Source organism: Arthrobacter sp. GMC3, assembly GCF_002929305.1.
Lineage (GTDB): Bacteria > Actinomycetota > Actinomycetes > Actinomycetales > Micrococcaceae > Specibacter.
Genome location: NZ_PJIO01000016.1, coordinates 26,701 through 49,679, shown reverse-complemented (window position 1 = coordinate 49,679; position 22,979 = coordinate 26,701). Strand labels below are relative to the sequence as shown.

Genomic DNA, 22,979 nt, shown 5'->3' with positions numbered 1-22,979 from the left:
CCCAGAATTCGGAAGCAAATCGAGGAAAGGGCCTGCGCAACTTGAGTCTAAATACATGCGCCACCCAAGATTCGGATCAACTTTCCACGCAGGCCGGTTAGCCATCTATGCTATCCCCAGACCACCAATTTCAGGCCCTCGGGTGTGGGGTGGTTGGTAGGCGGTTTGTCGGTCGGTGGCCCAGTCGGAGAGGATCCCCTCGCGGACGAGGTGGTCGGTGAGTTTTGCGAGGCGGTAATCGGGGTCTGCTTCGAGGGCACGTTGGAAGCATTGGTGGGCTTTGCTGCTGTGGCCTTCCCACCACTGAATTACGCCCAAGCTGGTGAGGACGGGTGCGGCATCAGCGCCATCTGTGCGCATGTAGAGCTGGAACAGGAGCTCGGAGGCTCGGTCGACGCGGTTCCAATGGGGGCTTTGTTTCGTTTGGCCCAAGAGTAGGTCGCGCATGCTGTCATCGATGCCTGGGATATCGGCCAGGAGCCGGTCCCTGACGCTGATGAACTTTAGGTTCGCAATCAGCTCGGCGGCCTCGTCGTCGGTAGGTTCGCCACCGCCGTCGAGCATTGTGTTCCAAAGGATCCTGGCGCGGGTGATGGCAGCCTGTGGGTTCATTGCTTCGATGCGGAAGCAATGCCGCATGATTTCGGTGCTGAGCGTCGGGCGGGCAAGCACTGGGATGCGGAACCCGGGGGAGGCCTCGATGCTGGACCCGCGAAAGACCAATTCTGCATTGAGCTCGCTGGACAGCACCCCGTCCAGTGGGTAGTTGGTGCTGCCGGCGGTGCCGATGCGGAGGTAGTTTGTGAAGGTGGTTTCTCCAATCAGCCAGCCGTCACGGACGATCACTCCGTGTTGGCTGAGCCTGCCCGTCAGTTCCTCCATTACGCCCTCGTGTGGTCGCGATTCGTTGGGGGGCCAAGTCTCGTTGGTGAACATGCCGAAGACGACGCCGGTGGCCTGGCGGTCCGTGCCGACATGATGCAGTACCTGGTCAATGAAATGTTTGGTATCGGTGAGGGCGCCCGGAAGGTTGAACCTGAGCGTAGCGCCGATGCGCTTGTCATCCAGGATGACGCAGACCAGGCTTTCGGAGGGCCAGAATCCCAGACTGTGGCCCATGAGGGCAATGAAGTCGTCCGGGGTTTTGATGCTGAGCTTTTCCATGATGCCTCCGCGTACAGGTGCCGCCGGCAGATGCCAGTTACACACCTTCATGGTTCGCGGGGGTGAAAACTCCATGACCGTATGCGGGAGGTGCCTATTTCAGTGTCCTTGGAGGAGTTGTTCGGCTTGGTTGACCAGGATGCGGTCGCGGGGGAGAAGCGTCATGCCACGAAACTGGCAGTCTCGTATCTCGATGACGCGTCTGTGAAGGTGCGGAATGGTGTGTCCCATGATTGGATCGAGGAGGGGAGTCCAACGGTTGCGGAGCAGGTATTTACGTTCGTGGCTGCTGCGGCGCCAGACCGGGGTCAAGAGGACCATGAGCCAGCGTGAGCGGAGATTGCGCCGGGCAAGCTGTAGGAACTCGCTTAGCCTTGGCAGCATCAGGCCCACGCTGACCAACAGAACAGCCAATGTTTCCAGGATCGTGAAGGACCAATTCAGCCCGCCAACGACCGTGCCATTTTCGATGGGTGATGAATCCATCATCCCCAAGATCAACGCGTTGCCCAACGCCAGCGCCATGATGATGCAGCCAATGGCAAAGCATTCGAACCCGGATTTGAAAGCTCCGTTCCGCAATTCAGGGAGAAACCGCAAGCAGGTCAAAGCAACATCGGCGCACACCCAAATGATGAACGCCGATCCCATCCAGAGAAATAATTGCATGCCGGGCTGGTCGGCGAAGGCCAGCGGAAGATTCTGACTAGTCCCCTCCACTTGGCTGACTGAGAATCCGACAATTACGCAGCTACCTGCCACAGCGATGGCGAGGCGTCCGCGGACGAGGTGGCGACGCCGTCGTGCGTCATCATTAATAGCTGCCAGAATCGTAGCGGTGTGGAACTGCCAGAACCCAGCCATCACGGCGATAACCAAGATCAGGCCCACAAGGTTGCGCCCGCCAAGGAAGGGATCTACTGCGGTGTAGACGGCAGGGATGAATAAGGTGCAGGCCAGGGCGGCGAAGAACGTGGCGCGCAGAACGGGGGCGCGTTCCTTGTTGAGAGCAGTGGGGAGCCTGATGACGGTGAGCAGCCACAACATCGCGGCCGGCACGTAGTCCATTATCCAAAGACCTTGTTGAAGCCTGATTGGTCATCTGGCGGGTCCTGGATATGAGGGAGGATGCGGGCCATTAGGAGATCAGCCAAGTATTCTGCAGCGGCCTCGTCGTCATCTGCAAAGCTGCGGCGGCCGAGCACATTCAGTGGAGTCTCGGGCAAGCCTGGAAGATGAACTAGCTCAAGCGATGTTGCGGTGCGTTGGTGATTCAGGATCATGTGGGCGAATTCGTGCAGGGTGATGTGTCGCTGGTGAAAGGCTGACTCCGGCGGTGCATGAACGACGACGTCGCAGCCTTTGTAGGAAACCCAGAGTCCGCAGAGGTCGTCTCCGCGCAGGGCGGGTAGTTCAACGATGGTGATGGGCTTGCCTCGTTTGACCTCAAGCCACGACTGGATGCTGTGCAAGTCAGGGTGGGGGCCCAGCTCTAGCTGGCGGTTGGCTTCCCGGGCTTCGCGGCGGATCCTCCGGTCATTCACGGCAGGACCTTTGCCTGGGTTTCCCTCGAGCACTTTCCGTTGACATATTGCCGGGTTTTAAGCGAACGAGTGTGTTCGCTCGCGGGACATGTCCATGACGCCTGCCCGGCCGCCAGATTGGAGACCGTAGCGGCGAACTTCGCAGCGTGGTGCTGGCAAGCGTTCATGCGTGGACCCCTCGACTAGTTTCAGCGACCGTGTCGATTCGCTCTGTAATTCATGCTAAATCCGTGTTTGGCGGCTGAACAGGGGCGGGGCTCATAATTACTGGCTATTTCTTGTTAGGCTGCCGTGCCAAGTATTCTCTGAGGCCCGTTTCCCCGCGCTTCATGAGCGCTGCGTGGGCGTAGGTGAATGCGGGTGACGCTACAGGGCTGAGCAAGGTCATCCATCGATTGGTTGGCCTCACCCGCCATTCAATATCCATTTGGGTCTGTCCATTGTCAGCTGCTGATAGGACAACGCGGCCGTTGCCGGCAAGGTCACCGCCGGCGTCAAAGACGACTTCACGGGGGCTGTCGACAAAGGTCGGATGGTAGGACACTGAGAGCGTGTATCCAAGTGATGCCTTGAAGTTCAAGGTGGCTGTGGTTGCAAGAAGCAGCTCTCCAGCTGACGTACCGGTATTTGGTTCGCGCTCCAGCGGTTTTGCCAGTGTGCAGCCAGGCCACCAGTCTGGCCATGCCATGTTCGGATCGGCAATGACGTCCCAAACTTCCCGTTGGCTGTTTGGGAACATCCATGTGGAGGAGAGATCGTACAAGCGAGCTGTCATGAGGATATTGTTGCATGTCGTTTCGCGGCATTGACATTAATGTCTGGCAATGGATCGAAGAGACCAAATGATCATTGGGAACTCCGAGCTTGTTTGCCTAGAAGCCGCCGTGGGTGCATTGTCGTCATTCATTGGGCAAGCGTTGATTGGCGCTAAATCCAGGCGCCGATTGATTGCCCCCTAAACGTCAACCTGGTCTATGCGGTGCTTACAAGTAGTTCGGACGCATCACTGAGTCGGTTTGGATGCTGAAAAGTCTCAGATGAAAGTTGTAAAGTGTGGGTCAGCTCGTAGTCCTTCTTAGCAAGGGAGGGGGGCCTTATGGGTTTTCGCCGGTCCTAGCAGTGCGTCTATTCGAAGCGGTAGAAGTCCTGCACCGTGAGGATGCCAGCCCAGATGAAGAATCCCATGCCAACAAGCCAGATGATGAACAAGAGGCAGTAGGCGATTGTTCTAGCATTAGTTGCAGGCTTAGCCGCCTGGTACTGGAACACTTTAGACCTAACTAAATAGCTGGTAAGACTCAAATAGACGCAAATGCTAAAAATTGTCGATATCAGTCCCTGCAGAAAATGTGGTTGCTTTATGAGTCCAGCAGCGTAGGCAGTAATGGCGGCTAGTACTAAAACGACAACTCCCGATACGGCGCGGGCAGTCACCTCCCGCCAGAACTTTTCGTCTCTGACCCACTCACTTGGCCACTGCCAAGGCTTGGACTTCTTTTCTACCTGTACCGTCTCGTTCATCAGATAATTACGTCCGAGTCTGACACGGGGCCCAACGATTCATCTGTTGGTATGACGTCCAACACTTTCTCGGTCACCTGTCCCGCCCAGCTGCCTGCAGTTGCTCCTGCCCCAATACCAAGAACATTGAAAATTGTGAGCAACGACGGATTCTCGACACTCAGATTCAAGAGGTAACCGGCGACGTACAAGGTCACTGCAGCTCGCACAAACCAGATGATCCCCAGGCGCTGGTTGCGGGAGAGGGTTATGAGAATAGGTAGCTCGGAGATCGCGGTGGCGAGTTTAGGCTGTTGCTGGAAGAATTCGTCAGTGAGCTCCTCCAGCTCGTAATCATCAATCTCGGCACGAAATGCTTCGGCCTGGTCGAGGATGTCAAAAATTGAAGCGGTTTTAATCGTTCCCAAGATTGACTCGGTGATACCCGCTGATGCGCTCATTACTGCGCTGGTGAAGTCGAAAGCACCTGCCAGTTTCAAGTCGGCTGTGAAATCATGCGCTAGCACTGCGTTGATCGAAGACAACTGAGGCATGAGCGAAGCGATTGAAATACCCACGGGCTTCAGCGCGGACATCTCTTTTTGCCACGCCGGGATCGTTAGTCCAATACCTATACTCTTAGCCAGGCCGCTAACCGCTGCACTGGTACCTAGATCGAAGGTGGGGATGAGCTTCGAGAAATCCAGTGCATCAGTGAACGACTTATTAGCGAGAATTCCGCTGGCAAGAATGCGCTTGTCTACGAGAGAAACGCTGGCCATTGGAGCACTCAAGCCTTGTATCGCTAGATAGTCCTTAGTCATGTCCTCAGACTACTTGGAGGCGCCGACTTAATGAGCCGTACTCAAACTGCAAGGCACCGCGGATAGTCAGGATCAGTATGATCGTGTGACCAACCGCCATTCGTAGGAACTTGGTTGGATTACGAGCCATCTTTGTCTTCGGCCTCTTCTCTATACTCGGATTCCATCAGCTGCCCAATGGGATCGCCGGCTTCTACAGCGGTCTGGAGTGGGTTGACCCCCAGGGCTTCTGCAAAGTCGTTTAGCTGTTCGTCCCTGGCGACTCTCTTTCTTACTAGTGCGGGGAATTTTCTCCTCCGTCACCCTATTCATGGCCTGTGGGCGCTTTTACTACATGACCTGGGGTGCATTGATCTGGCAGGATTCCGAAAGTTAGGATTGGTTGCCCCTGTTGAATCCATCGGTGCCGGGGGAGCGGCGTCAACGGCTGTGAGGTGGGAACTTTGTGCGGCCGATTCGTGCCTGGGCTCAGCGCGATGTTGGCGACGTCGTGATCGGGCCATCCCCGAAATCACCTGCCTGCATCCCTGCCCAAAAGACCTGCAAAAGATCCGGACGGAAAAGGATTGAATACTTCGCCCGATCAACAATCATTCACTAAGCGTTGCAATCACCGCAAGAACCCAAGGATCGCCAACCGGGGACGCTCGAGCGTTGCCTGGGATGAAGGTGGAAGTCGGTTGCTTGTGCTGAGGGTGGCGCCGTTTGCGTTGGCCAGGACGGTGGTGATACCGGCTCATCCCAGGGGCGCAGTCAACTCGATGTTGATGTTGTCGGGGTCTTGGAATGACAGGATTGCAATGCCGGCATCGGTCAGATCGGTCACCTCGCCGTGCTCGATCCCGGCGTTGTCCAACTCGGTTGCGGCCGCCTCGAGTGCGGTCCGTGATTCGACAGCGAAACTCACGTGATCCAACCCTGTGACGTCAGGGTTGAACGCCTCGGTGCCTACCGGGCGTAGTCCGAATAATGTGCCCTGAGGCGTTTGGTAGATCACGCCGCCGTAGAACTGTTCCGGCGACTGGCGCACTCCGGGATCTTCGGCTTGCGCGGAATTGTCCACCGCCACTTGCCATCCGAAAAGGCGGTCGTAGAAGTCCTTGGATCGGCGGATGTCGGTGACTGTTAGGCGGACGTGGGCGAAGCCTGTGCTTGAGATGAGTGTCATGCCCCAGAACTTTACACCTCCCGGCCAACCGTGTCCTCGCATCGAAGTCTCGACTCAGGGACGTTGACCCACCCTGGTCACCTGTGGCCGCGGGTTCGATGATGCGGTCCGCAGGGGAACGGTCTACGGCAATTAGGGTCATTGACCATCCCATGCCGTTGGATGCTAGAGCGCTTTCCTCTAGATCCATCCGAGGACGCCGACTGGTGGCCATGGTTGGCCGCCGCAGCCTGCACAGGGTGTCGAAAATCGCAACGGATTGGCGTGGTCATTCCTCTGGGCTGGGATTTTCACGATAGAAATTACCGATGACTCTGAGCTCTCGCCTACGAACTATATTCGTTTGACCATCTACGCATCAATATCGACGTTGTAAAGCTTTGCCAGCTCGTTCTCCATGGTGGTGGCGTTGTGCAACAGGCCACGCATGACGAGCATGAGGAGAACGAACGCCGTTCCACAGATGGTGGCCCCACCGATGGCCAGCAGCACTCCGGGCCCACCGACCTGCATTACGCCAAGTAGATGTACTCCAAGAGACAACACGAGCATCGTGGCGCCAGCGGCCGACCATATGATGACGTTGACCCATCGAAAGGCCTGGCTCGTGAAGATCACATCACGCTGGACCATCGACAGAAGGATCCAGATTGCCAAGCCCATGACCTGGAGGCAGGCGATGCCAGCATTGACCACGATCGTATAAGGAGCGGCAAGAAAAGCGAGTTCTGGAAATGCGGCTGTGGATTCGTTCGCGAAGGCAGGAACGATAACTAATTGTCCGAGAAATGCACCCAGGAAGATCATGACAAGGAATGCCCGAAGTATGACGATCGCTGAATCTTTCATGGATTGAGTATTGTTCAGTCGGCAACGAATATCAATGGATTAATCGGAGTCATAGATGGCTTGTCGGTGGACGGGTCTTAATCGAAGGGGCAGCGTCGTCCGTTTCGTCACTGACCTCGTGACAGGAACCACCCCAATAAGGCCTAACCAAAAGCTCGCCATTATTGACGGTGAGACCGCCTTGCAATCGGAGCCATTGATGGCATTCCGATGGCGGGCGACCCACTCGTCGTCCCGCAAGGTGTGTGCCCGGAAAACCAATGTGGATCGCCCCGTATGCCGGTCGGTTCTCGGGCAAGGAATCATCGGAATTTGGATCTGAACCATCGGCGGCAGCTCGTCCCGCAGGAGGTTGGCGAATACTTTTGGTGCATTCGGTAACGGGTCCCGGCGCCGTCTTGCCGCTACATCTGGGCGAATCTGGCTTTGGTGAGTTGGTAGATGCCGTAGCAGACCAGGCCAGTGCCGATGAGGGTCAGTAGGTAGGGGCCGTAGGGTTGCTCCCGCACGGCCTTGAGTGCGCCATCGAGTCCTGTGGATTCCTGGGGTCGGGCTTGAATGGTGGCGACGATGAACAGGACGCCAACCAGGAGCAGCGCAATACCTTTCGCTACGTAACCGATCATGCCGACGGCGGTAATGATTGAGCGGGCAGTACCCGACGTCGGCAACAATAGTTGCTTTTTGAATGACCTGTTGATGCCTCGTACCCCAAAGACAATTCCGACGGCGGCGAGACCAACGCCAATGGCGATCAGCAGCAGCGGACCTGCTGGTGCTTTCATGATCTGGGCGGTCGCGTCGCTGGTGGATTGACCGCTATTCTTTCCGCGGCCAAGTGCGAATGAGGTGAAGGTGACAGCAATGGCCACAAACACAACGGCCTGTCCGGCTGCCGAGAGTTTCTTCCAGAGCTTCTTTTTGGATTCCAGCTGCCGATACCCGAATACGGCCTCGCTGAGCTGCCACAGGGCCAGTGCCACGCAAGCTGTGAAAGCAATCCATAACAGGAATACTCCCGCCGGCTGCTTGGCAAGTTGAGCTATGGCACCGCTCTGGTCCGCCTGTCCTGTTTTGCCGAACGCGAGCTGGATGGCTATGGCCCCGATCAAGATGTGCAGGAGGCCGCTGACGGCGAAACCCGCACGGGCGGCGATGATGAAGACGCGCGAATTCGACGCGTCCTGCGCCACCTCTGCGGCGTCGTTCAATTCCTTCTTGATCGGATTGCCTTTCGAGCGCCATTGAACCGGGCACCACCGTGCACGGGTTCATTACCATTTTGTCACCCTGGTTGATTCAGAGATAGGGGCGGCGATCTGCTCGCCCTGCGTCCACTCGAAAGAGAGCTGGGGACCAGGCAGTGTGTTGCCGGCACTTCCTGATAGAACTTGCGGCCGTCTTGCTTGGCTCCGTTAACCTTTCTCTGTCCGAGGAGTAGAACTAGAAGAAGGGTGAAGTGTTATGTATGTTGGGAGACAGCGATGACGGACATGGAATCAGAACCGGTGGAAATTTCCACTCTTCTTGGTCCCGGTGAGTGGACCGAGGAGACCTTGCCTTTACTCGCCCAGTCCTACAGGGACAGACTCATCGATATGGGTGCCGAACCAGAAAGCCTCCTGACCTCCATCGATCGGGGCAACAACGGTTCGGTCAAGGTCTGTGTGAGCTGGGACAGGCGCAGTATTCTCCCTGGTGGGCCCTCCACTCCCATAGCGACAGGGTCCTTGACCTCGGGCCCATCCGAGGAAAAGATTGTCATGTACACCGACGACGACGGCACCACGTGGGTGGAGGGGCGCGGCGATTCCGAGCGATGACACGACAGTAGTGGGCCTCGAAGTGACTTGTCAGCGCCCTCACCGTCCCAGGTTTGCCCGGGTCCGGGTGAACCAGGTCCGGTTGGATGGGGCATACATTCTAGTGGACGAGTCCAGAGACCAGATTGATGGTGGTAGCCAACACGATGGCTCCCAGCAGGTAGGAGAGCAGCGCATGCCGCAGAGCAGTGGAGCGTATGGCGTCGGTTTTCAGGTCTGTGTCCGAGACTTGAAACGTCATGCCCACGGTGAACGCCAGGTAGGCGAAGTCGCGGTAGTGGGGGAGGGTTTCCTCGTTGAAGTCCACCCCTTTGTGATCGCGGTAGTAGAGCCGGGCATACCGGAGGGTGAACATGGTGTGGACGAGGAACCACGACAGCGCAACACTGGCCAGGGCCAAGCCTAGGATGGCGGCTTTCATGCCGCCCTGGGCGGAACCGGCGTTCAAGAGAATCAAGACCACTCCACCGAAGCTGGCGACCGTCGCCGCCAGAACAAGCACATCGGAGGTGGCCTGCCCGGGGTCTTCGCGGCCCGCATGCCTGGCGGTGCCAGCAGGATCCAGTCGGCCGATAATGGCCCATACCCACAAGAGGAACGTCAGCGACGCGGCGTCCCACCCCAAGGATGGGGCGTAGTCCCAGGAACCGAAAATGCCCACCAACGCGGCGGTGACTGCGCCAACGGCAAACATGACGACGAGCCGAAACCGTGAGCGGTGGGCGCGTCGGTCAAAGCGTTGAATGCTCATGGCTTATCTTGGCATACACGTCGAGGCTCAGACGCTCTAGAGTGCGAACTCCACCATAACGCCGCACCGTTAGCGGGCCCGCATAGCCCGTTCGTCTTTATGATGGTGTTCATATTCCTATGCGATTCGGTATGGATCCATGTCTGCTTTGCGCAGACTGAGTCCGTTGCCGGGCGAAGCGGAGGGAGTGAGGGCCCCGCCTGCAGGGTCCAGGCAGCCGTCGAAGAACATGGTTTCGATGCGGACGTGGTCGTGGAACCATTCCAGGTGCCTAAAGTTTGGTGTTGCTGCCGCGACGTGGACGCTGAGGTGCGGGGCGCAGTGCCCGGAGATCTCCAGCCCGTACGCTTCAGCGAGAGATGCTACGCCCAGCCATTGAGTAATGCCGCCGCACCGTGAAACGTCCGCCTGAATACAGTCCACCGCATCGGCGTCGCACATTCGCCTGTAGTACAGCAGATCGGTACCGTACTCGCCGGCGGCAACGTCCGCATCGACCTTGTCACGGACCTCCCGCAGCCCGGTGAGATTGTCGGAGGAGACGGGTTCTTCCAGCCACCGGATGTCCAGATCCCTCACCTCGGTCATGACGCGGATGGCTTGTTTGGCACTGTATCCGGCGTTGGCGTCAACGAAAAGTTCGACGTCGGGCCCGATCACCTTCCGTGCCTGACGCATGCGTGCCACATCCCTGTCCATCCGGGTTCCGGCGGATTCGCCGATCTTGATCTTCACTCGCGGGATTGCCTGCTCCAGGGCCCATCCGGTGAGCTGAGCCGAGAGATGCCGGTCATCGTACGTGGTGAATCCGCCGCTGCCATAGACGGGCACCTTGTCCCGGACGGCACCGAGGAGCCGATGCAGGGGTAGTTCCAGCAGCCTGGCCTTGAGGTCCCACAAGGAGCAGTCGACCGCGGAAATGGCATAGCCGACGGTTCCTGGGCGGTTGGCGTTGCGTACGGACTGGAGCATCGAGGAGGAGGCTCGCCCGACGTCGAAGGCGGGTAGGCCCACGACGGCGGGTGCCAGGAGTTCTGTGATCAGGGACGCGGAGGCGGCCGGGGCGTAGGTGAAGCCGATCCCGGTGGTGCCGCCTGCCTGGGCTTGGACCAGGACCATGATGGTGGAATCCCAGGCGAAGGTGCCGTCAGCTTCGGGGGCATCGGTGGGCACCCGGTATGCAGAGACTTCAAGCCGTTCGATGGCGGGATCGGAGTCCATGGCTAGCTGTCCTTGTGGGGCAGGAATTCCTGCAGCTTGGTCTTGACGCCCTCCACGATGAACCCCAAAGCGCTCTGATCGCCCTTGAGAACCGCTTTGGCACTGTCCAATGCCTGCTCGAAGGTTGCGTGCGGCGGGATCGGCGGGACATCGGGGTCAACGCGCACGTCCAAGACGGTGGGTCGGTCCGCTGCCAGGGCCCGTTCCCATGCCGCCCCAATATCTTCAGGGTTGTCCACATAGATGCCCTGCAGCCCCAGCAGTTCAGCGAACTGCGCGTAGGGGACGTCAGGGAGGGTTTGGGACTCTGTGAACGACGGCGCACCCTCCATGGCCCGCATCTCCCAAGTGACTTGGTTCAGGTCGTCGTTGTGCAGGACGGCGATGATCAGCCGGGGGTCTTCCCATTCCTGCCAGTAGTGCTTGATGGTGATCAGCTCGGCCAGCCCGTTCATTTGCATGGCCCCGTCTCCGGCGAAAACGATCACCGGTTTCTCAGGGCTGCCGAATTTGGCACCAATGCCGTAGGGCACACCCGGGCCCATGGTGGCGAGGTTGCCCGAAAGTGAACCACGCATACTGCCACGGAACTTCAGCTGCCGGGCGTACCAGTTAGCCGATGACCCAGAATCGGCCGTCACGATGGCATTTTCCGGCAATCTGGGGGAAAGTTCGGAGAACAGGCGCATCGGGTTGATCGGCTTCGCCTCCACCGCGGCTTCCATCTCCATGGTCTCCCACCACCGGGCGACGTTCGCCTCGATGGTTTCGCGCCAGGACCGGTCCTCCTTGCGGTCCAGCAGGGGGATCAGGGCCTGCAGGGTGGTTTTCGCGTCGCCGACAATATTTGTCTCGTACGCGAACCGCATGCCGATCATTTTGGCATCAATATCGATCTGGACCCCGCGAGCCTGGCCGGGTTCGGGCATGAACTGGGTGTACGGGAAGCTGGAGCCAACAGTGAGCAAAGTGTCGCAGTCCGTCATGAGCTCGTAGCTGGGGCGAGTACCCAGAAGGCCGATGGAGCCTGTCACGTAGGGAAGCTCGTCGGAGAGGACGTCCTTGCCCAGCAAGGCTTTTGCCACGCCTGCGCCGAGGATTTCGGCTACCTGCTGTACTTCTTCACGGGCGTCCCTAGCCCCGGAACCCACCAGCATGGCCACCTTGGTTCCGGCGTTGAGCAGTGCAGCCGCCGCACGGACCCCCTCGAGGTCCGGGGTGATGGTGGGCCAGTGAATCCCGAGGCTGGAGGGCACCATTTTGAAGGCGTGGGTGGGAGGCGAATATTCCAAGTCTTGCGCGTCCGAGGGAATGATGATCGCGGTGGGTGCGCGTTCGGCTAGGGCGATGCGGATAGCCCGGTCCAACACATTGGGCAGCTGTTCCGGGACGGTCACCAATTGCACGTAGTCGCTGGCAACATCCTTGAACAACGTCACCAGGTCCACTTCTTGCTGGTAGGAGCCGCCGATGGCCGACTGGGCGGTCTGCCCGACGATGGCCACCACCGGGACATGGTCAAGTTTTGCATCGTACAGTCCGTTAAGCAGGTGGATGGCTCCGGGGCCCGAGGTTGCCATGCAGACACCGAGGCGGCCGGTAAATTTGGCGTAGCCGACCGCCTCAAACGCGGACATTTCCTCGTGCCGGGATTGAATGAATTTCGGCTGGTTGTTCGCGCGTCCAAAAGCCGCCAGGGTGCCGTTGATGCCGTCTCCGGGGAAGGCGAACACGTGCTCCACACCCCATTCACGTAGTCGTGCCAGCAGGTAGTCCGAGACTGTTTGCTTTGCCATGCTTCCGTCCTCCAACGATGGGTATGCTCAGGTGTCGCGGCTGCGAGACCCGTTTCTAGGTCTTAGATTCGCCGGTTCGCTCTCCCCGAAATCAGCAGTCGGTCGGCGGCGCGGGCGGCGACGGCCATGATGGTCAGTGCTGGGTTGGCGCTGCCTTGTGTCGGCAGAACGCTGCCGTCCGTGATGAGCAGGTTCTCAACGGCGAAGCTGCGGCAGTTCGCGTCAACGACGCCTTCCTCTTGCCTCTTGGCCATGCGTGCGCCGCCGACCAGGTGGGCGTAGCGGTCGATGGTGATGACCTCAGCGGCGCCGGCGGCCGTCAGGATGAGCTCCATTTGTTCTTGGGCGGCCTTCATCAGGGCGCGGTCGTTCTCGCCCTGGGAATAGCTGAACCGGGCCACCGGGAGTCCATGCCGGTCCTCCTCTTGTGCGAGGGTGACCCGGTTCTCGGCATGGGGAAGAAATTCGCACAGGGCACCCAGGCAGGCCCAGTGGACGTAGTCGCTCATGTAGTTGCGCAGGCCCGCACCCCAATGCCCCTGCGCCATGACGTGCTCGGCCCAGGTGATCGGCAGAGGGGAGACCGTTTGGATGGAGAAGCCACGTTTGTAGGGTTTCGTGGGGTCGGTTTCGTAGAATTCTTCGCTGCTCACCTCTGGTGGTGGGCCCTTCCACATCCTCACCTCGGCGTCGAAGCGCCCTGCCGTCTGGGGTGCCCCTTGGACCATGAGGTAGCGGCCTACTTGGTCGAAGTCATTGCAGAGACCGTCGGGGAACCGTGGCGAGTCGGAGTTCAAGAGCAGGCGTGGGGTTTCGATGGAGTAGCCGGCGACGGCGACCATGCGGGCCCGCTGAAAATGGGCCACGCCCCCACGCATGTAATGCACGCCCGTGGCCTGGCCAGTTCGTTGGTCAATGGCGATCCGGGTCACCATCGAATCGGCGCGCACCTCGGCACCATGGGCCAAGGCATCGGGAATGTGGGTGATCAGGGGCGAGGCTTTGGCATTGACCTTGCACCCTTGCAGGCAGAAGCCGCGGTAAATACAGTGGGGTCGGTTGCCGAAACGGCCATTGGCAATGGCCACCGGACCGACTTTGGTCGTGATGCCAGCTGCCAGGGCACCGCGCTGGAAGAGTTCGCCATTGCCGGAGACCGGGTGAGGTCGGTGGGGGTAGCTGTGCGGGTCCCCCCACGGCCAGTGCTCCCCGGCAACGGGCAGTTCTTCCTCGATGTCCTGGTAATAGTGTTTGAGGTCTTGGTATTGGAGGGGCCAATCGGCTCCCACCCCGTCCAGTGTCTGCGTGCGGAAGTCGCTGGGATGAAAACGGGGCACGTAGCCCGCGTAATGGACCATGGATCCACCCACGCCCCGGCCGGAGTTGTTGGACCCCAGAGGCACCGGATCCGTACCTGCGATCACCCGGGGGTCGGTCCAATAAAGGTGGTGTGAGCCGGCCTCATCACTGACCCAGTCACGTTCGGGATCCCAGAAGGGGCCCGCGTCCAGTGCCACGGCTCGCCACCCGGCCCGCGCAAGGCGCTGCAACAGGGTGGATCCGCCGGCGCCAGCTCCGACGATGACAATGTCGACCTCATCGTCGTCGGCGAAATGACGCATCAGTTCGCGCAAACCGTGGTTAGTGCCCGTCCCGGCCGGCAAGAGCCACGCCGATTCGTTGCGATCGCGTACAGCACTCATGAGGGTTCGGCCTTCGTTCGTATCGGATCATCGCCGGGGTTGGCATCTGGAACTTCGAACGGCTCCAAGGCGTCGACGCCCATGTTTTTGTAACCGCGCGGATAGGCCGGCCCCGCAAACCCAATTTCATTCCACGCCCACGGGTGGGAGTAGAAAGCGGTGCACGCGTAACGGGTCCACAGGCTCCACACCTGCTGGGCGGGCATCCCATGCCACATGTCTTTTCCCAGGTTTTGGATGCTCTGCAGCAGGCGTGCCTGCTCGTTCAAGGACGCCGTGGCGAACAAGGTACCGCAGCGAAGCCCGGCATCCTCATCCAGGGCCGCCAAGGTTCGGGCCCACGCCTGTGCATCCGTGGGCATGTCTTCGTAGTGCCACCCATCCGTCTGCTGTGCGGCCAGGCGGGCATCGACTATGGATACCACGGGCACCCGTGGCTCCCGATGCTGGTCCAATAGTTGGTTGAACAGGGCACCCGCGGCGGCCTCCTGGGCAGGGGTAAAGAAGCGAATATCCTGTGGCCGGCCGAGGCGAGCCATGACGACGGACGCCGTCGCCGTATCCCAATGCTTGACCTGGCTGGCGGCGTCAAAGCCGGGAAACCGGGCTCCACCGTCGCTGCGGGGAAGGGGGAATGTGCTCATTTTTCCCGCCTTAGCACGGCAGCCAGGATCCCCATGCCGCCTACTAGGGTCACCAGCAGGGGAGCGAGCAAGGGCGGTCCCATTTCCATGTTGTAGCGCAGGTTTTTGAAGCCGCCAGGTTTTTGGGCGATCCCGCGGGCATGAAAATAGGTTCCCTGAAGTCCGTTGGCGACAATGACGGCAGAGGCCAGCGGCAACGCGGTCTTTGCCATCCGCTTGCTGCAGACTCCTGCCACGCCCGCCACTGCCCCGACGGGGCCCAGAACCACCGGCACCCACATCCATTTGTTGCCAAAGCTGGCCTTGTCGTGTTCAAAATAGATTTCAGCGGCGGTGACCAACGCCCCGGCGGCGGTGAGGGCCGCGAGGGAGCGCTCAAAGCGGCCTGTCTCAATATTGCGCACCATCTTGTCGATGCCGTGGACAACATCGGCAGGCGCAATCCCTGGGGCCCCGGCGGAACGATTGCCTAGATTCTTCATGAAGAGTCCTTCACTTTAAGTGGCGCTACGGCGACCGCCACAGTAGCTTCTGCGTCGGCCACAGCCGGAAGAGTTGCGGCCGCCAAATAGTTAATTGAACGCAAACATTGCAAGGACGCAACGAAAGGATGGATACTCGGAAGCGTGAAGCCCTTGAATTCCCCCGGCCCTGCCGATAAAACCCCGGCGACTGTAGACGACGCAGCTGAATCTGCCAGCGATATTGATGCCGCGATGCGTGCTGCTCGGGTATTTTTGGCAGTCATCGCCCAATCGGTGGCAGAAGTCGAACACCAAGTCACCTCACCGCAGTTGCGGGTACTGGTCCTCATCGCCACGAGGGGGCCACAAAACCTCGGTGCCGTTGCCGCTGATCTGGGTGTACACCCCTCCAACGCCACCCGGACCTGTGACCGGCTGGTCGCTGCGGGCCTTCTGGATCGCCGAGACAACCCTGCTGACCGCCGATATCTGCTACTGGCCCTCAGTACACAAGGCAAGGCGCTGGTGGATAGAGTGATGGAACATCGCCGCGGGGCCATCGCCGCCGTGATGAACCGGATGCCCACCGCTCTGCGCCACTCCATGGGACCGGTGCTGGACGCTTTTGCCGAGGCGGCCGGGGACGTCGCCAACGATGACCGATTCGCCCTAGCATTGAAGGAAGACACGCTTCGGGAACAGTCCCGGCCTGGCATCTGAGTCATCGGGCCTCCAATGCCGCGAATGTTGAGGCGAGAAAAGCATCGAGCCCAGCCGGCTTGCGCCAACGCCGTTCGGCGCAGGCCATGGCCACCATGGTTCCGGCGTGGACCAGGTCGACCAGAGCCCCGCACCGATGCAACGTCTTCCCGCCGGGCACTGTCGGCCCGAACCGTGCCAACACCAACGCTTGGAGCACATGCCGGGTACCGAGAACCCTTATGATCAGGGCTGCTCCTGGAGTCGGCATGGTTCCGGTGACCGCCCGGTAGAGCAGCTGGGGCCGGATCAGCTGGCACAATCCGTAAATGCCTCGGAGGGTCTCGAGCGTTTTCATCGACGCACCCAACGTCCCAGAAGTGTCCCCGTCGCGGCGGCCGCCCCCAGCACAGCTGCGCCGACGCCCGCCGCAAGAAGCCAATGGTGGTGGGATGCCCACAGTTGGGAGCTCCGGGATGTGGAACGGTCATCGAACGCGCCGTGCGTGCCAAAGTCGGTCACCGTATCCGCCGGCTCCCAAAGATTTTCTGGCTGGTCCGCCGGTCGCGGTTCGCTGGTTTGTTGCGAGGCATACCCGGTGCGGCCTAGGTATGCATCCAGGAGCCCGGGCGCTACCGCGTTCGCTAACAACGTGCCCGCGGTGCTGGCCCCGACCCAATATTCACGCCGCTGCGGGTGGTCTGCGGCATAGACGACGGCCCGGGCTGCCACCTCGGGCTGATAAATAGGGGGTACCGGTTGCGCCTTCTTGGGTAGCCGGGATAGGACCCAGGAGAACTGTGGGGTGTTCACGGCGGGCATTTGAACCATGGTGGTGTGGATGCCGCTGTGGTCGTGGAGTAATTCACAGCGCAAGGACTCATTGAAGCCTTGGATTGCATGTTTGGCACCGCAGTAGGCGCTCTGCAGAGGTATGCCGCGGTAGGCCAAAGCGGATCCGACCTGAACAATCGTGCCCTGATTGCGGGTGCTCATGCGGTGCAGTGCGGCCATGGTGCCGTAGACGTAGCCGAGGTAGGAGACGGTGGTAACCCGGGCGAATTCTTCGGGTTTGATCTGGGTGAAGGGGGCAAAAACGGACGTGAAGGCCACGTTGACCCACACGTCGATGGGGCCTAGTTCGCCTTCCACCCGATCAGCTGCGGCATCGACGGCGGCGAAATCCGACATGTCCACGGCAACCGTCATCGCCGTGCCTCCGGCCGCCTCCACTTCCGCGGCGGCGCCGTCGAGCCCTGCCTTACCCCGGGCGAGCAGGGCAACCGTGTCGCCCCGGCGCCCAAAGGCGATTGCGGTGGCCCGCCCGATGCCTCCGCTTGCTCCTGTGACAACAACTACCTGGTGAACAGTTCCCATGATTACTCCCTAGGATTGGATCCGGTTCGGTGGCGTGGCGAGCCGGCTTGCGGATTCAAGCATGGCGGCATGAACGAAGGCCTGCGGGAAATTGCCCCGAAGCTGACGCTGTTCCACGTCGTATTCCTCGGTGAACAGCCCGGTGGTCGCGCAGGCGGCACGGTTGCGTTCGAACCACCGCATTGCCTCTACTTCGTGGCCTTGCTGGTGGACGGCCATGGCCATGTCAAAGCCGCACAGGAGGAACGCGCCCTCCGCCTGATTAAGGGAGCGGGCGTCTTGGCTGAACCGGTAAACATACCCGTCGCGGCTTAGCTCGGACCGGACAGCATCCACTGTGGCCAGGCTGCGCGGGTCAGCGGCCGGCACCGCGCCCCGCAACGTGGGCAGGAGCAAAGCCGCATCCACCCGAGCGTCGCTTGGGCTGCGCTGCCACCGGCCGCTGGGGTGCAGGCAATCGGCGGCGGTGGAGGCAACGATCGTGTCTGCCAGTGACGTCCATGACCCACCCTGCGCCGGCGGGGCGTGGACGGCCATGGCGCGCAGTCCCGCGGCACACGTCAGCCGCGAATGGGCCCAGCTGTCATTGTTCAGTTCCCAGATTCCGGCATCCGGCTCCTGCCACCGGTCCGTGACGGACTGCACGGCTACCTCGGCAGCCCGCCAGTTCTCAAGATCTAGGTGGTCGTGGGTGGCGGCGGCCGCGAAGAGCAGTAAAGTTTCACCAAATGCGTCCAACTGGAATTGTTCATTGACCCAGTTGCCGACCTTCGCGGAACCGCCCGGGTAGCCGGGCAGCTTGAGATCAGTTTCGTCCGGAACACGCCCACCGCTGACGGTGTACGCCGGCTTCAGCCCGGGCCCGTCCTCCAGGAGCCGACCGGTGATGAACCGGACGGAGTCATCGAGCAGGGAATAGTCTCCGCACGCGGCGATCGCTTGTCCGGCGTAGCACTGGTCGCGGATCCAAGCGTAGCGGTAGTCGTAATTACGTTTCTCCTGGGCGCGCTCGGGCAGCCCCAGTGTGGCTGCAGCTACCATGGCGCCACTGGTGCCAGTCATGCCACGCAAGACGGCGTAGGACTGGCGGGCGTCGTCGGGCGCTATGGTTGTCAGCAGTGAAGGGACGGCATCGTGCCAGCTGGACTCCGTTTCGGCCCAAGCCGCGTCCGCATCCACCGGTGCCACGTGAAAGGGTTGGTCGGCCAGTTCCAGCACAAGATCATGAACTCCACCGGCGGCCACTTCGAAGCCAAGATGCAGAACGCCGTCTTGCACTGAGGCGTCGCCGGCCCCGCTCAGGCGGACGTACAAGGGGCCGCTGCGGCCCGTCCAGACGTTGTCCGCACACTTGAGCCGTGTCATGTTGTGCTGGCCAAACTCCGCGGCAACCTCAAAGACCACCGTCATCAACGCCGGACCGGAGACGGCGCGCACGCGGCGCAACAGGACTGCCCTATGCGGGTCGGCCGGTTGTGCCAGCGCTTCCTGGCATTCTATGATCGCGTTGGTGGTAACCCAGCGGCTCGTCCAGATCAGCGTCCCGTCCTGGTAGCTGCCGCCCCACACATAGCGGCCACTGGCGGGGGTCACCGCGAAACTGCCGCCACCGCCAATGAGCGAGGAAAAAGCCGCCGCACTGTCCCACCGTGGCGCACACATCCACGCGACATCCCCGTGAGGGCCGATCAAGGCCGCGCGTTCACCGTCGGAAATCATGGCGTACTCACGCAGTACGTGGGGGGATTGCGGTGTTTGTGATGCAACCAACATAATTCCACAGTAAGCGCAACGATTGCGATAGCGCAAGGGCTTGTGAGGCGCTCACCGCAACACCAGCCGAGGAGGACTTCTCCGAGATTTGGAAACTTTTCTGTTCGGTCAGGCGCAGCCGATCCGCTGAGATTGTCACAAGATTTCCCGATCATCGTCAACGGCCTTTGTGCCGGACGTGGACCATTGCGGGCTTCTTTGTACCGGAGTATGTTTGGTGGTGTTCACGCCAGTTGAGCAGATGCTTGGTGATGTTCACCTTGGCAAAGGTGTGTCCGTCAGACGGCACGATAGCCGGTTCCGGAAGCCACCCCGCCCACGAAGTTGTTCGATGATTAGCGCTGAACGGCGGCGTCGAAGGATGGAGGGGCGCGGCGGCCCATCCTTGCTGAAGTCTCAACGAATGGGTTGGAAAGCCGGTATCGAAATGGCTACGTCTGCATCTGAGGGCCCCAGCTCGGGTTCGTCCTCAAAACGGGGAAAAGTTGTGGGGGTCACGATTGCCGCGGCCCTTGGCGGGTTGCTCTTTGGGTTCGACACATCTGTCATCAACGGAGCAGTGAACTCCATCCAAGCCACCTTCGGGCTTAGCGCGGCAGTTCTGGGCTTCGCGGTCGCCATCACCCTGATTGGCTGCGCCATCGGGGCCTGGTTTGCGGGCCAGTTAGCCGATGTTTGGGGCCGGAAACCAGTCATGGTTCTCAGCGCCTCCTTGTTCGTGATCAGCTCAATTGGGTCCGGATATGCGTTCGCGGTGTGGGATCTCATGCTGTGGCGAACAGTCGGAGGACTGGCCATCGGGATCGCCTCCGTTATCGCGCCGGCGTACATCGGTGAAATCGCACCTGCCAACCGACGTGGCGCACTAAGCTCGCTACAACAACTGGCCATCACCCTTGGTATTTTCGTGGCGCTGCTCTCCGACGCCGCATTCGAACGAACCGCAGGTGGGGCCTCCGAAGTTTTGTGGTGGGGATTGCCAGCCTGGCGGTGGATGCTCTTGGTCGGGGTCATCCCGGCACTCGTGTACGGGGCGCTTTCGCTTTCAATTCCCGAATCCCCGCAATTCCTCATCCGCAAGGGCCGGGACGAGGACGCACTAGGCGTCATCCGAAACACCACCGGTTCACCCGATCCTGCCCAACGCGTGAAAGAAATCAAGGAAACCCTGGAAAACCAGCGTCACTCCAGCTACCGAGACTTGCGCGGCAACGCTCTGGGGCTCCAACCCATCTTGTGGATAGCAATCGGCATGGCTGCCTTTCAACAACTCGTTGGAATCAACGCGATTTTCTACTACTCAACCACGCTTTGGCAGTCTGTTGGCTTCAGTCAACAGGACTCTTTCACGACCTCCGTCATCACGGCCACCATCAACGTGGTGCTGACTTTCGTGGCCATCTTGTTTGTCGACAGGGTGGGACGCAAGAAATTGCTGCTGGCCGGTTCCATCGGAATGTTTGTTGGACTCGTTGCGGCGGCTGTTTCATTCGCACAAGCCACCGGTTCCGGGACGAACATCACGCTGCCAACGCCCTGGGGCGCGGTGGCCCTGATTGGAGCGAACCTCTTTGTTATCTTCTTCGCCGCCACATGGGGCCCGGTGATGTGGGTTGTCCTTGGGGAGATCTTTCCGAACAAGATGCGTGGGCTGGCTTTGGGGATTGCTACCGCCTTCAATTGGATTTTCAACTTCCTTGTCACCCTTCTCTTCCCGATTCTGAGTCAGGCAGTAGGGCTAGGCCTTGTCTACGCAGGATTCGCACTGTTTGCCGCCCTATCCTTCTGGTTCGTGAAGGCTTTGCTGCCTGAGATCAAGGGTTTGGAGCTTGAGGACAAAAACAAGCTGCTCCGGCCCAATCGTTAAGAGACCGTCGCCACGTTGACCCCTGACCTGCAGGAGAATCACTGATGCCACAATCCAGTTCCGCCCTTTCCAGACGTGTTGCCGTCATCGTCAATCCGCTGAAGTGCAAAACTATCGATGTGCCCCAGATTGTGGGAACGGCGTGCGCCCAGGAGGGCTGGGGGAAGCCTCTGCTCCTGGAAACCACAGCCGAGGACCCTGGAACGGGCCAAGTACAACATGCCCTCGCCGACGGCGTGGATCTGGTGATAGCTGCCGGCGGCGACGGGACGGTTCGTTGCGTGGCACAATGCCTGAAGAATACGGGTATTGCGTTGGGGCTTCTTCCCCTGGGAACGGGCAACCTATTAGCAAGAAACCTGGGCCTTGATATCAATGACCCGGTGGTCGCTACTAGGGAAGCACTCAGAGGCACCAAGGCGGCCATCGACGTCATCGAGATGATCGTGGATCATGCCACGACGAAACAGACGTTTGTGGTGATGGCAGGTATGGGATTCGACGCGTCCGTCATGGCGGACATGAAAGAAGGCCTCAAGGATGTTGTGGGGTGGCTGGCGTACATCGAAGCTGGCATCCGAAAGCTACCCGGGCGGCCAGTCAAGGCAACCATTGCCATCGACGGCGGAACCCCCACCGCCCACCGGTTGCGTGGCGTTATGATCGGCAACTGCGGAAAACTCCAAGGAGGGGTTGAAATCTTCCCCGGAGCACGGTTCGACGACGGCATCCTCGAACTGATGACCGTCGCTCCAAATGGCACGTTCGGCTGGCTGGCGGTGCTTGCCGGACTGCTGAATCGCGGAAAAACTAAGGACCCGTCGATTCAGTATTTTCGTGGTAAGCGAGCAGAAATCTCCCTTGCCGGTCCCCAAGCCCTCCAGCTAGACGGTGACGCAATCGGCGAGGTTTCGCACGTGATCTTGACGGTTGACGCTGGGGCACTCCTGGTACAAAAATTCTGGTCATGACGTCAGTGTGCAGACACCACCAGCAGCGCTGATTTCAGGCAGGTAAATGGTGTTCGTCGGTGCCGTGGTGCAGAAACTTTTGTGGGCCACCGCGAGGTCGTGGGCCGGAATTGAGCCAGGCCCCTAGACCCGCAGGATCGCGGCGCTCCAGTTCATCTAGATATGCCTGGCGGAGGGTGACAATATAGGCCTGCAGCGCCAATGAGTCAGCGCCCTCCAACCAGGTGTAGCTGCGGCCCCACGCCTGACAGAGGTCGTGGTTGTCAAGGACTCGGATTGACGGGGCGAAAACGGCCGCCTCCACAGGGACATCGGGAGGGGCTGCCATTCCGGAGCTGAAGGGCGCAGGTGGAAGGTGGCGCGACACGTGCCCGAGGAAAAACACCAAAACCTTGGGGGACAAAACAACAGCGGTCACGATTAGCGGCCACAGCCAGACGCCGAGTACAGGTCCGTATCCCTCGACCGCCAAGCACGCAACGCCGACCGACACTGCAACCACACCGGCCCGATGGTGACGACCCTGCTTGTTCGATTCGAGACCGGCAGAGAAGGTCCCGTACGAAACCACCGCCCCCAGGGCAGTGCCGAGGCACAACACCGCAATGATCGACGGCAGTGGATAGATGATGATGGCCAAACACGCCCCAATGACCGCGAAGGATCTGCAGCACGCAAGCCAAACTCCCCGGTATTGATTCACGGGATTTCACCGCCCAGGCAATGGAAAGAACTTTGGCTGTAGGACGCTAACTCGTTAGACACTAACGTGCCAGGTTCGAGCCGTGGGCTTCTCCGAAACCACAATGTAGGGTGGCCAAATACCGTGTCTGATTCGGTG

At 60.1% G+C, this 22,979-nt stretch carries 23 protein-coding genes; 4 read left to right on the top strand and 19 right to left on the bottom strand.

Translation table 11 applies throughout. The features are described 5' to 3' along the window. Nucleotides 1–105: 105 nt before the first annotated feature. The 9 genes from CXQ94_RS18815 to CXQ94_RS18775 form a co-directional block, all read right to left on the bottom strand. On the bottom strand, nucleotides 106–1,239 hold the full coding sequence (locus tag CXQ94_RS18815) for a DUF4192 domain-containing protein (protein ID WP_104092128.1): 1,134 nt from the start codon (nucleotides 1,237–1,239) through the stop codon (nucleotides 106–108). Between the two features lie 24 nt (nucleotides 1,240–1,263). Next, nucleotides 1,264–2,232 carry a hypothetical protein gene (locus CXQ94_RS18810; protein ID WP_104092127.1) on the bottom strand — a complete coding sequence of 323 codons (969 nt, stop codon included), beginning with the start codon at nucleotides 2,230–2,232 and terminating at the stop codon, nucleotides 1,264–1,266. Continuing rightward, on the bottom strand, nucleotides 2,232–2,708 hold the full coding sequence (locus tag CXQ94_RS18805; RefSeq protein ID WP_146070363.1) for a hypothetical protein: 477 nt from the start codon (nucleotides 2,706–2,708) through the stop codon (nucleotides 2,232–2,234). The genes CXQ94_RS18810 and CXQ94_RS18805 overlap by 1 nt, the downstream gene beginning before the upstream one ends. Nucleotides 2,709–2,979: 271 nt before the next feature. Next, nucleotides 2,980–3,483: an SRPBCC family protein gene (locus CXQ94_RS18800; RefSeq protein ID WP_146070362.1), complete on the bottom strand. Its 504-nt coding sequence runs from the start codon at nucleotides 3,481–3,483 to the stop codon at nucleotides 2,980–2,982. A 350-nt stretch (nucleotides 3,484–3,833) separates the two neighbouring features. Beyond that, on the bottom strand, nucleotides 3,834–4,229 hold the full coding sequence (locus tag CXQ94_RS18795) for a hypothetical protein (protein ID WP_104092124.1): 396 nt from the start codon (nucleotides 4,227–4,229) through the stop codon (nucleotides 3,834–3,836). Beyond that, nucleotides 4,229–5,032 carry a hypothetical protein gene (locus tag CXQ94_RS18790; protein WP_146070361.1) on the bottom strand — a complete coding sequence of 268 codons (804 nt, stop codon included), beginning with the start codon at nucleotides 5,030–5,032 and terminating at the stop codon, nucleotides 4,229–4,231. Before CXQ94_RS18790 ends, CXQ94_RS18795 begins: the two co-directional genes overlap by 1 nt. Nucleotides 5,033–5,768: 736 nt before the next feature. Continuing rightward, entirely contained in the window at nucleotides 5,769–6,200 is a 432-nt protein-coding gene (locus CXQ94_RS18785; RefSeq protein WP_104092122.1) for a VOC family protein, read from the bottom strand. 351 nt (nucleotides 6,201–6,551) lie between these two features. Next, complete coding sequence (locus CXQ94_RS18780; RefSeq protein ID WP_104092121.1) at nucleotides 6,552–7,049, bottom strand: DUF2975 domain-containing protein; 498 nt, start codon at nucleotides 7,047–7,049, stop codon at nucleotides 6,552–6,554. Nucleotides 7,050–7,453: 404 nt separating this feature from the next. Beyond that, nucleotides 7,454–8,260, bottom strand: a complete 807-nt coding sequence (locus CXQ94_RS18775; RefSeq protein WP_104092120.1) for a DUF1206 domain-containing protein — start codon at nucleotides 8,258–8,260, stop codon at nucleotides 7,454–7,456. A 273-nt stretch (nucleotides 8,261–8,533) separates the two neighbouring features. Here CXQ94_RS18775 and CXQ94_RS22720 point away from each other — a divergent pair, with 273 nt between their 5' ends. Beyond that, nucleotides 8,534–8,872 (top strand): hypothetical protein, encoded by a 339-nt coding sequence (locus CXQ94_RS22720; RefSeq protein WP_181034305.1) that lies wholly within the window; start codon nucleotides 8,534–8,536, stop codon nucleotides 8,870–8,872. Between the two features lie 100 nt (nucleotides 8,873–8,972). Here the strand turns inward: CXQ94_RS22720 and CXQ94_RS18765 are convergent, their stop codons facing one another. From CXQ94_RS18765 to CXQ94_RS18740, 6 genes are all read right to left on the bottom strand, one after another. Beyond that, the gene (locus CXQ94_RS18765) at nucleotides 8,973–9,623 is read right to left on the bottom strand and encodes a DUF1345 domain-containing protein (RefSeq protein WP_104092119.1); all 651 of its coding nucleotides are present in this window, start codon (nucleotides 9,621–9,623) and stop codon (nucleotides 8,973–8,975) included. A 117-nt stretch (nucleotides 9,624–9,740) separates the two neighbouring features. Further along, the gene (locus CXQ94_RS18760; protein WP_104092118.1) at nucleotides 9,741–10,844 is read right to left on the bottom strand and encodes an enolase C-terminal domain-like protein; all 1,104 of its coding nucleotides are present in this window, start codon (nucleotides 10,842–10,844) and stop codon (nucleotides 9,741–9,743) included. Between the two features lie 2 nt (nucleotides 10,845–10,846). Next, the gene (locus CXQ94_RS18755) at nucleotides 10,847–12,640 is read right to left on the bottom strand and encodes a thiamine pyrophosphate-requiring protein (protein ID WP_104092117.1); all 1,794 of its coding nucleotides are present in this window, start codon (nucleotides 12,638–12,640) and stop codon (nucleotides 10,847–10,849) included. A gap of 62 nt (nucleotides 12,641–12,702) precedes the next feature. Beyond that, the gene (locus tag CXQ94_RS18750; RefSeq protein WP_104092116.1) at nucleotides 12,703–14,343 is read right to left on the bottom strand and encodes a GMC family oxidoreductase; all 1,641 of its coding nucleotides are present in this window, start codon (nucleotides 14,341–14,343) and stop codon (nucleotides 12,703–12,705) included. Beyond that, nucleotides 14,340–14,987 (bottom strand): gluconate 2-dehydrogenase subunit 3 family protein, encoded by a 648-nt coding sequence (locus CXQ94_RS18745; RefSeq protein WP_104092115.1) that lies wholly within the window; start codon nucleotides 14,985–14,987, stop codon nucleotides 14,340–14,342. The genes CXQ94_RS18750 and CXQ94_RS18745 overlap by 4 nt, the downstream gene beginning before the upstream one ends. Beyond that, complete coding sequence (locus tag CXQ94_RS18740; RefSeq protein ID WP_104092114.1) at nucleotides 14,984–15,469, bottom strand: hypothetical protein; 486 nt, start codon at nucleotides 15,467–15,469, stop codon at nucleotides 14,984–14,986. Before CXQ94_RS18740 ends, CXQ94_RS18745 begins: the two co-directional genes overlap by 4 nt. Nucleotides 15,470–15,613: 144 nt before the next feature. Here CXQ94_RS18740 and CXQ94_RS18735 point away from each other — a divergent pair, with 144 nt between their 5' ends. Then, the gene (locus CXQ94_RS18735) at nucleotides 15,614–16,171 is read left to right on the top strand and encodes a MarR family winged helix-turn-helix transcriptional regulator (protein ID WP_258067231.1); all 558 of its coding nucleotides are present in this window, start codon (nucleotides 15,614–15,616) and stop codon (nucleotides 16,169–16,171) included. A 1-nt stretch (nucleotide 16,172) separates the two neighbouring features. On the opposite strand, the gene CXQ94_RS18730 is transcribed toward CXQ94_RS18735, so the two are convergent. From CXQ94_RS18730 to CXQ94_RS18720, 3 genes are read right to left on the bottom strand one after another with little or no spacing between them, the layout of a single operon-like run. After that, a complete protein-coding gene (locus tag CXQ94_RS18730; RefSeq protein ID WP_104092113.1) occupies nucleotides 16,173–16,508 on the bottom strand; it encodes a hypothetical protein in 336 nt (111 codons plus the stop codon). Next, entirely contained in the window at nucleotides 16,505–17,527 is a 1,023-nt protein-coding gene (locus tag CXQ94_RS18725) for an SDR family oxidoreductase (protein ID WP_104092112.1), read from the bottom strand. Before CXQ94_RS18725 ends, CXQ94_RS18730 begins: the two co-directional genes overlap by 4 nt. A gap of 9 nt (nucleotides 17,528–17,536) precedes the next feature. Continuing rightward, entirely contained in the window at nucleotides 17,537–19,300 is a 1,764-nt protein-coding gene (locus CXQ94_RS18720) for a glycoside hydrolase family 15 protein (RefSeq protein WP_104092111.1), read from the bottom strand. A gap of 403 nt (nucleotides 19,301–19,703) precedes the next feature. Here CXQ94_RS18720 and CXQ94_RS18715 point away from each other — a divergent pair, with 403 nt between their 5' ends. Then, a complete protein-coding gene (locus CXQ94_RS18715; protein WP_306418918.1) occupies nucleotides 19,704–21,167 on the top strand; it encodes a sugar porter family MFS transporter in 1,464 nt (487 codons plus the stop codon). A 44-nt stretch (nucleotides 21,168–21,211) separates the two neighbouring features. Then, nucleotides 21,212–22,138, top strand: coding sequence for a diacylglycerol kinase family protein (locus tag CXQ94_RS18710; protein WP_104092109.1), 927 nt, complete (start codon nucleotides 21,212–21,214; stop codon nucleotides 22,136–22,138). Between the two features lie 34 nt (nucleotides 22,139–22,172). On the opposite strand, the gene CXQ94_RS18705 is transcribed toward CXQ94_RS18710, so the two are convergent. Next, nucleotides 22,173–22,778: a hypothetical protein gene (locus CXQ94_RS18705; protein ID WP_104092108.1), complete on the bottom strand. Its 606-nt coding sequence runs from the start codon at nucleotides 22,776–22,778 to the stop codon at nucleotides 22,173–22,175. Between the last annotated feature and the right edge of the window lie 201 nt (nucleotides 22,779–22,979).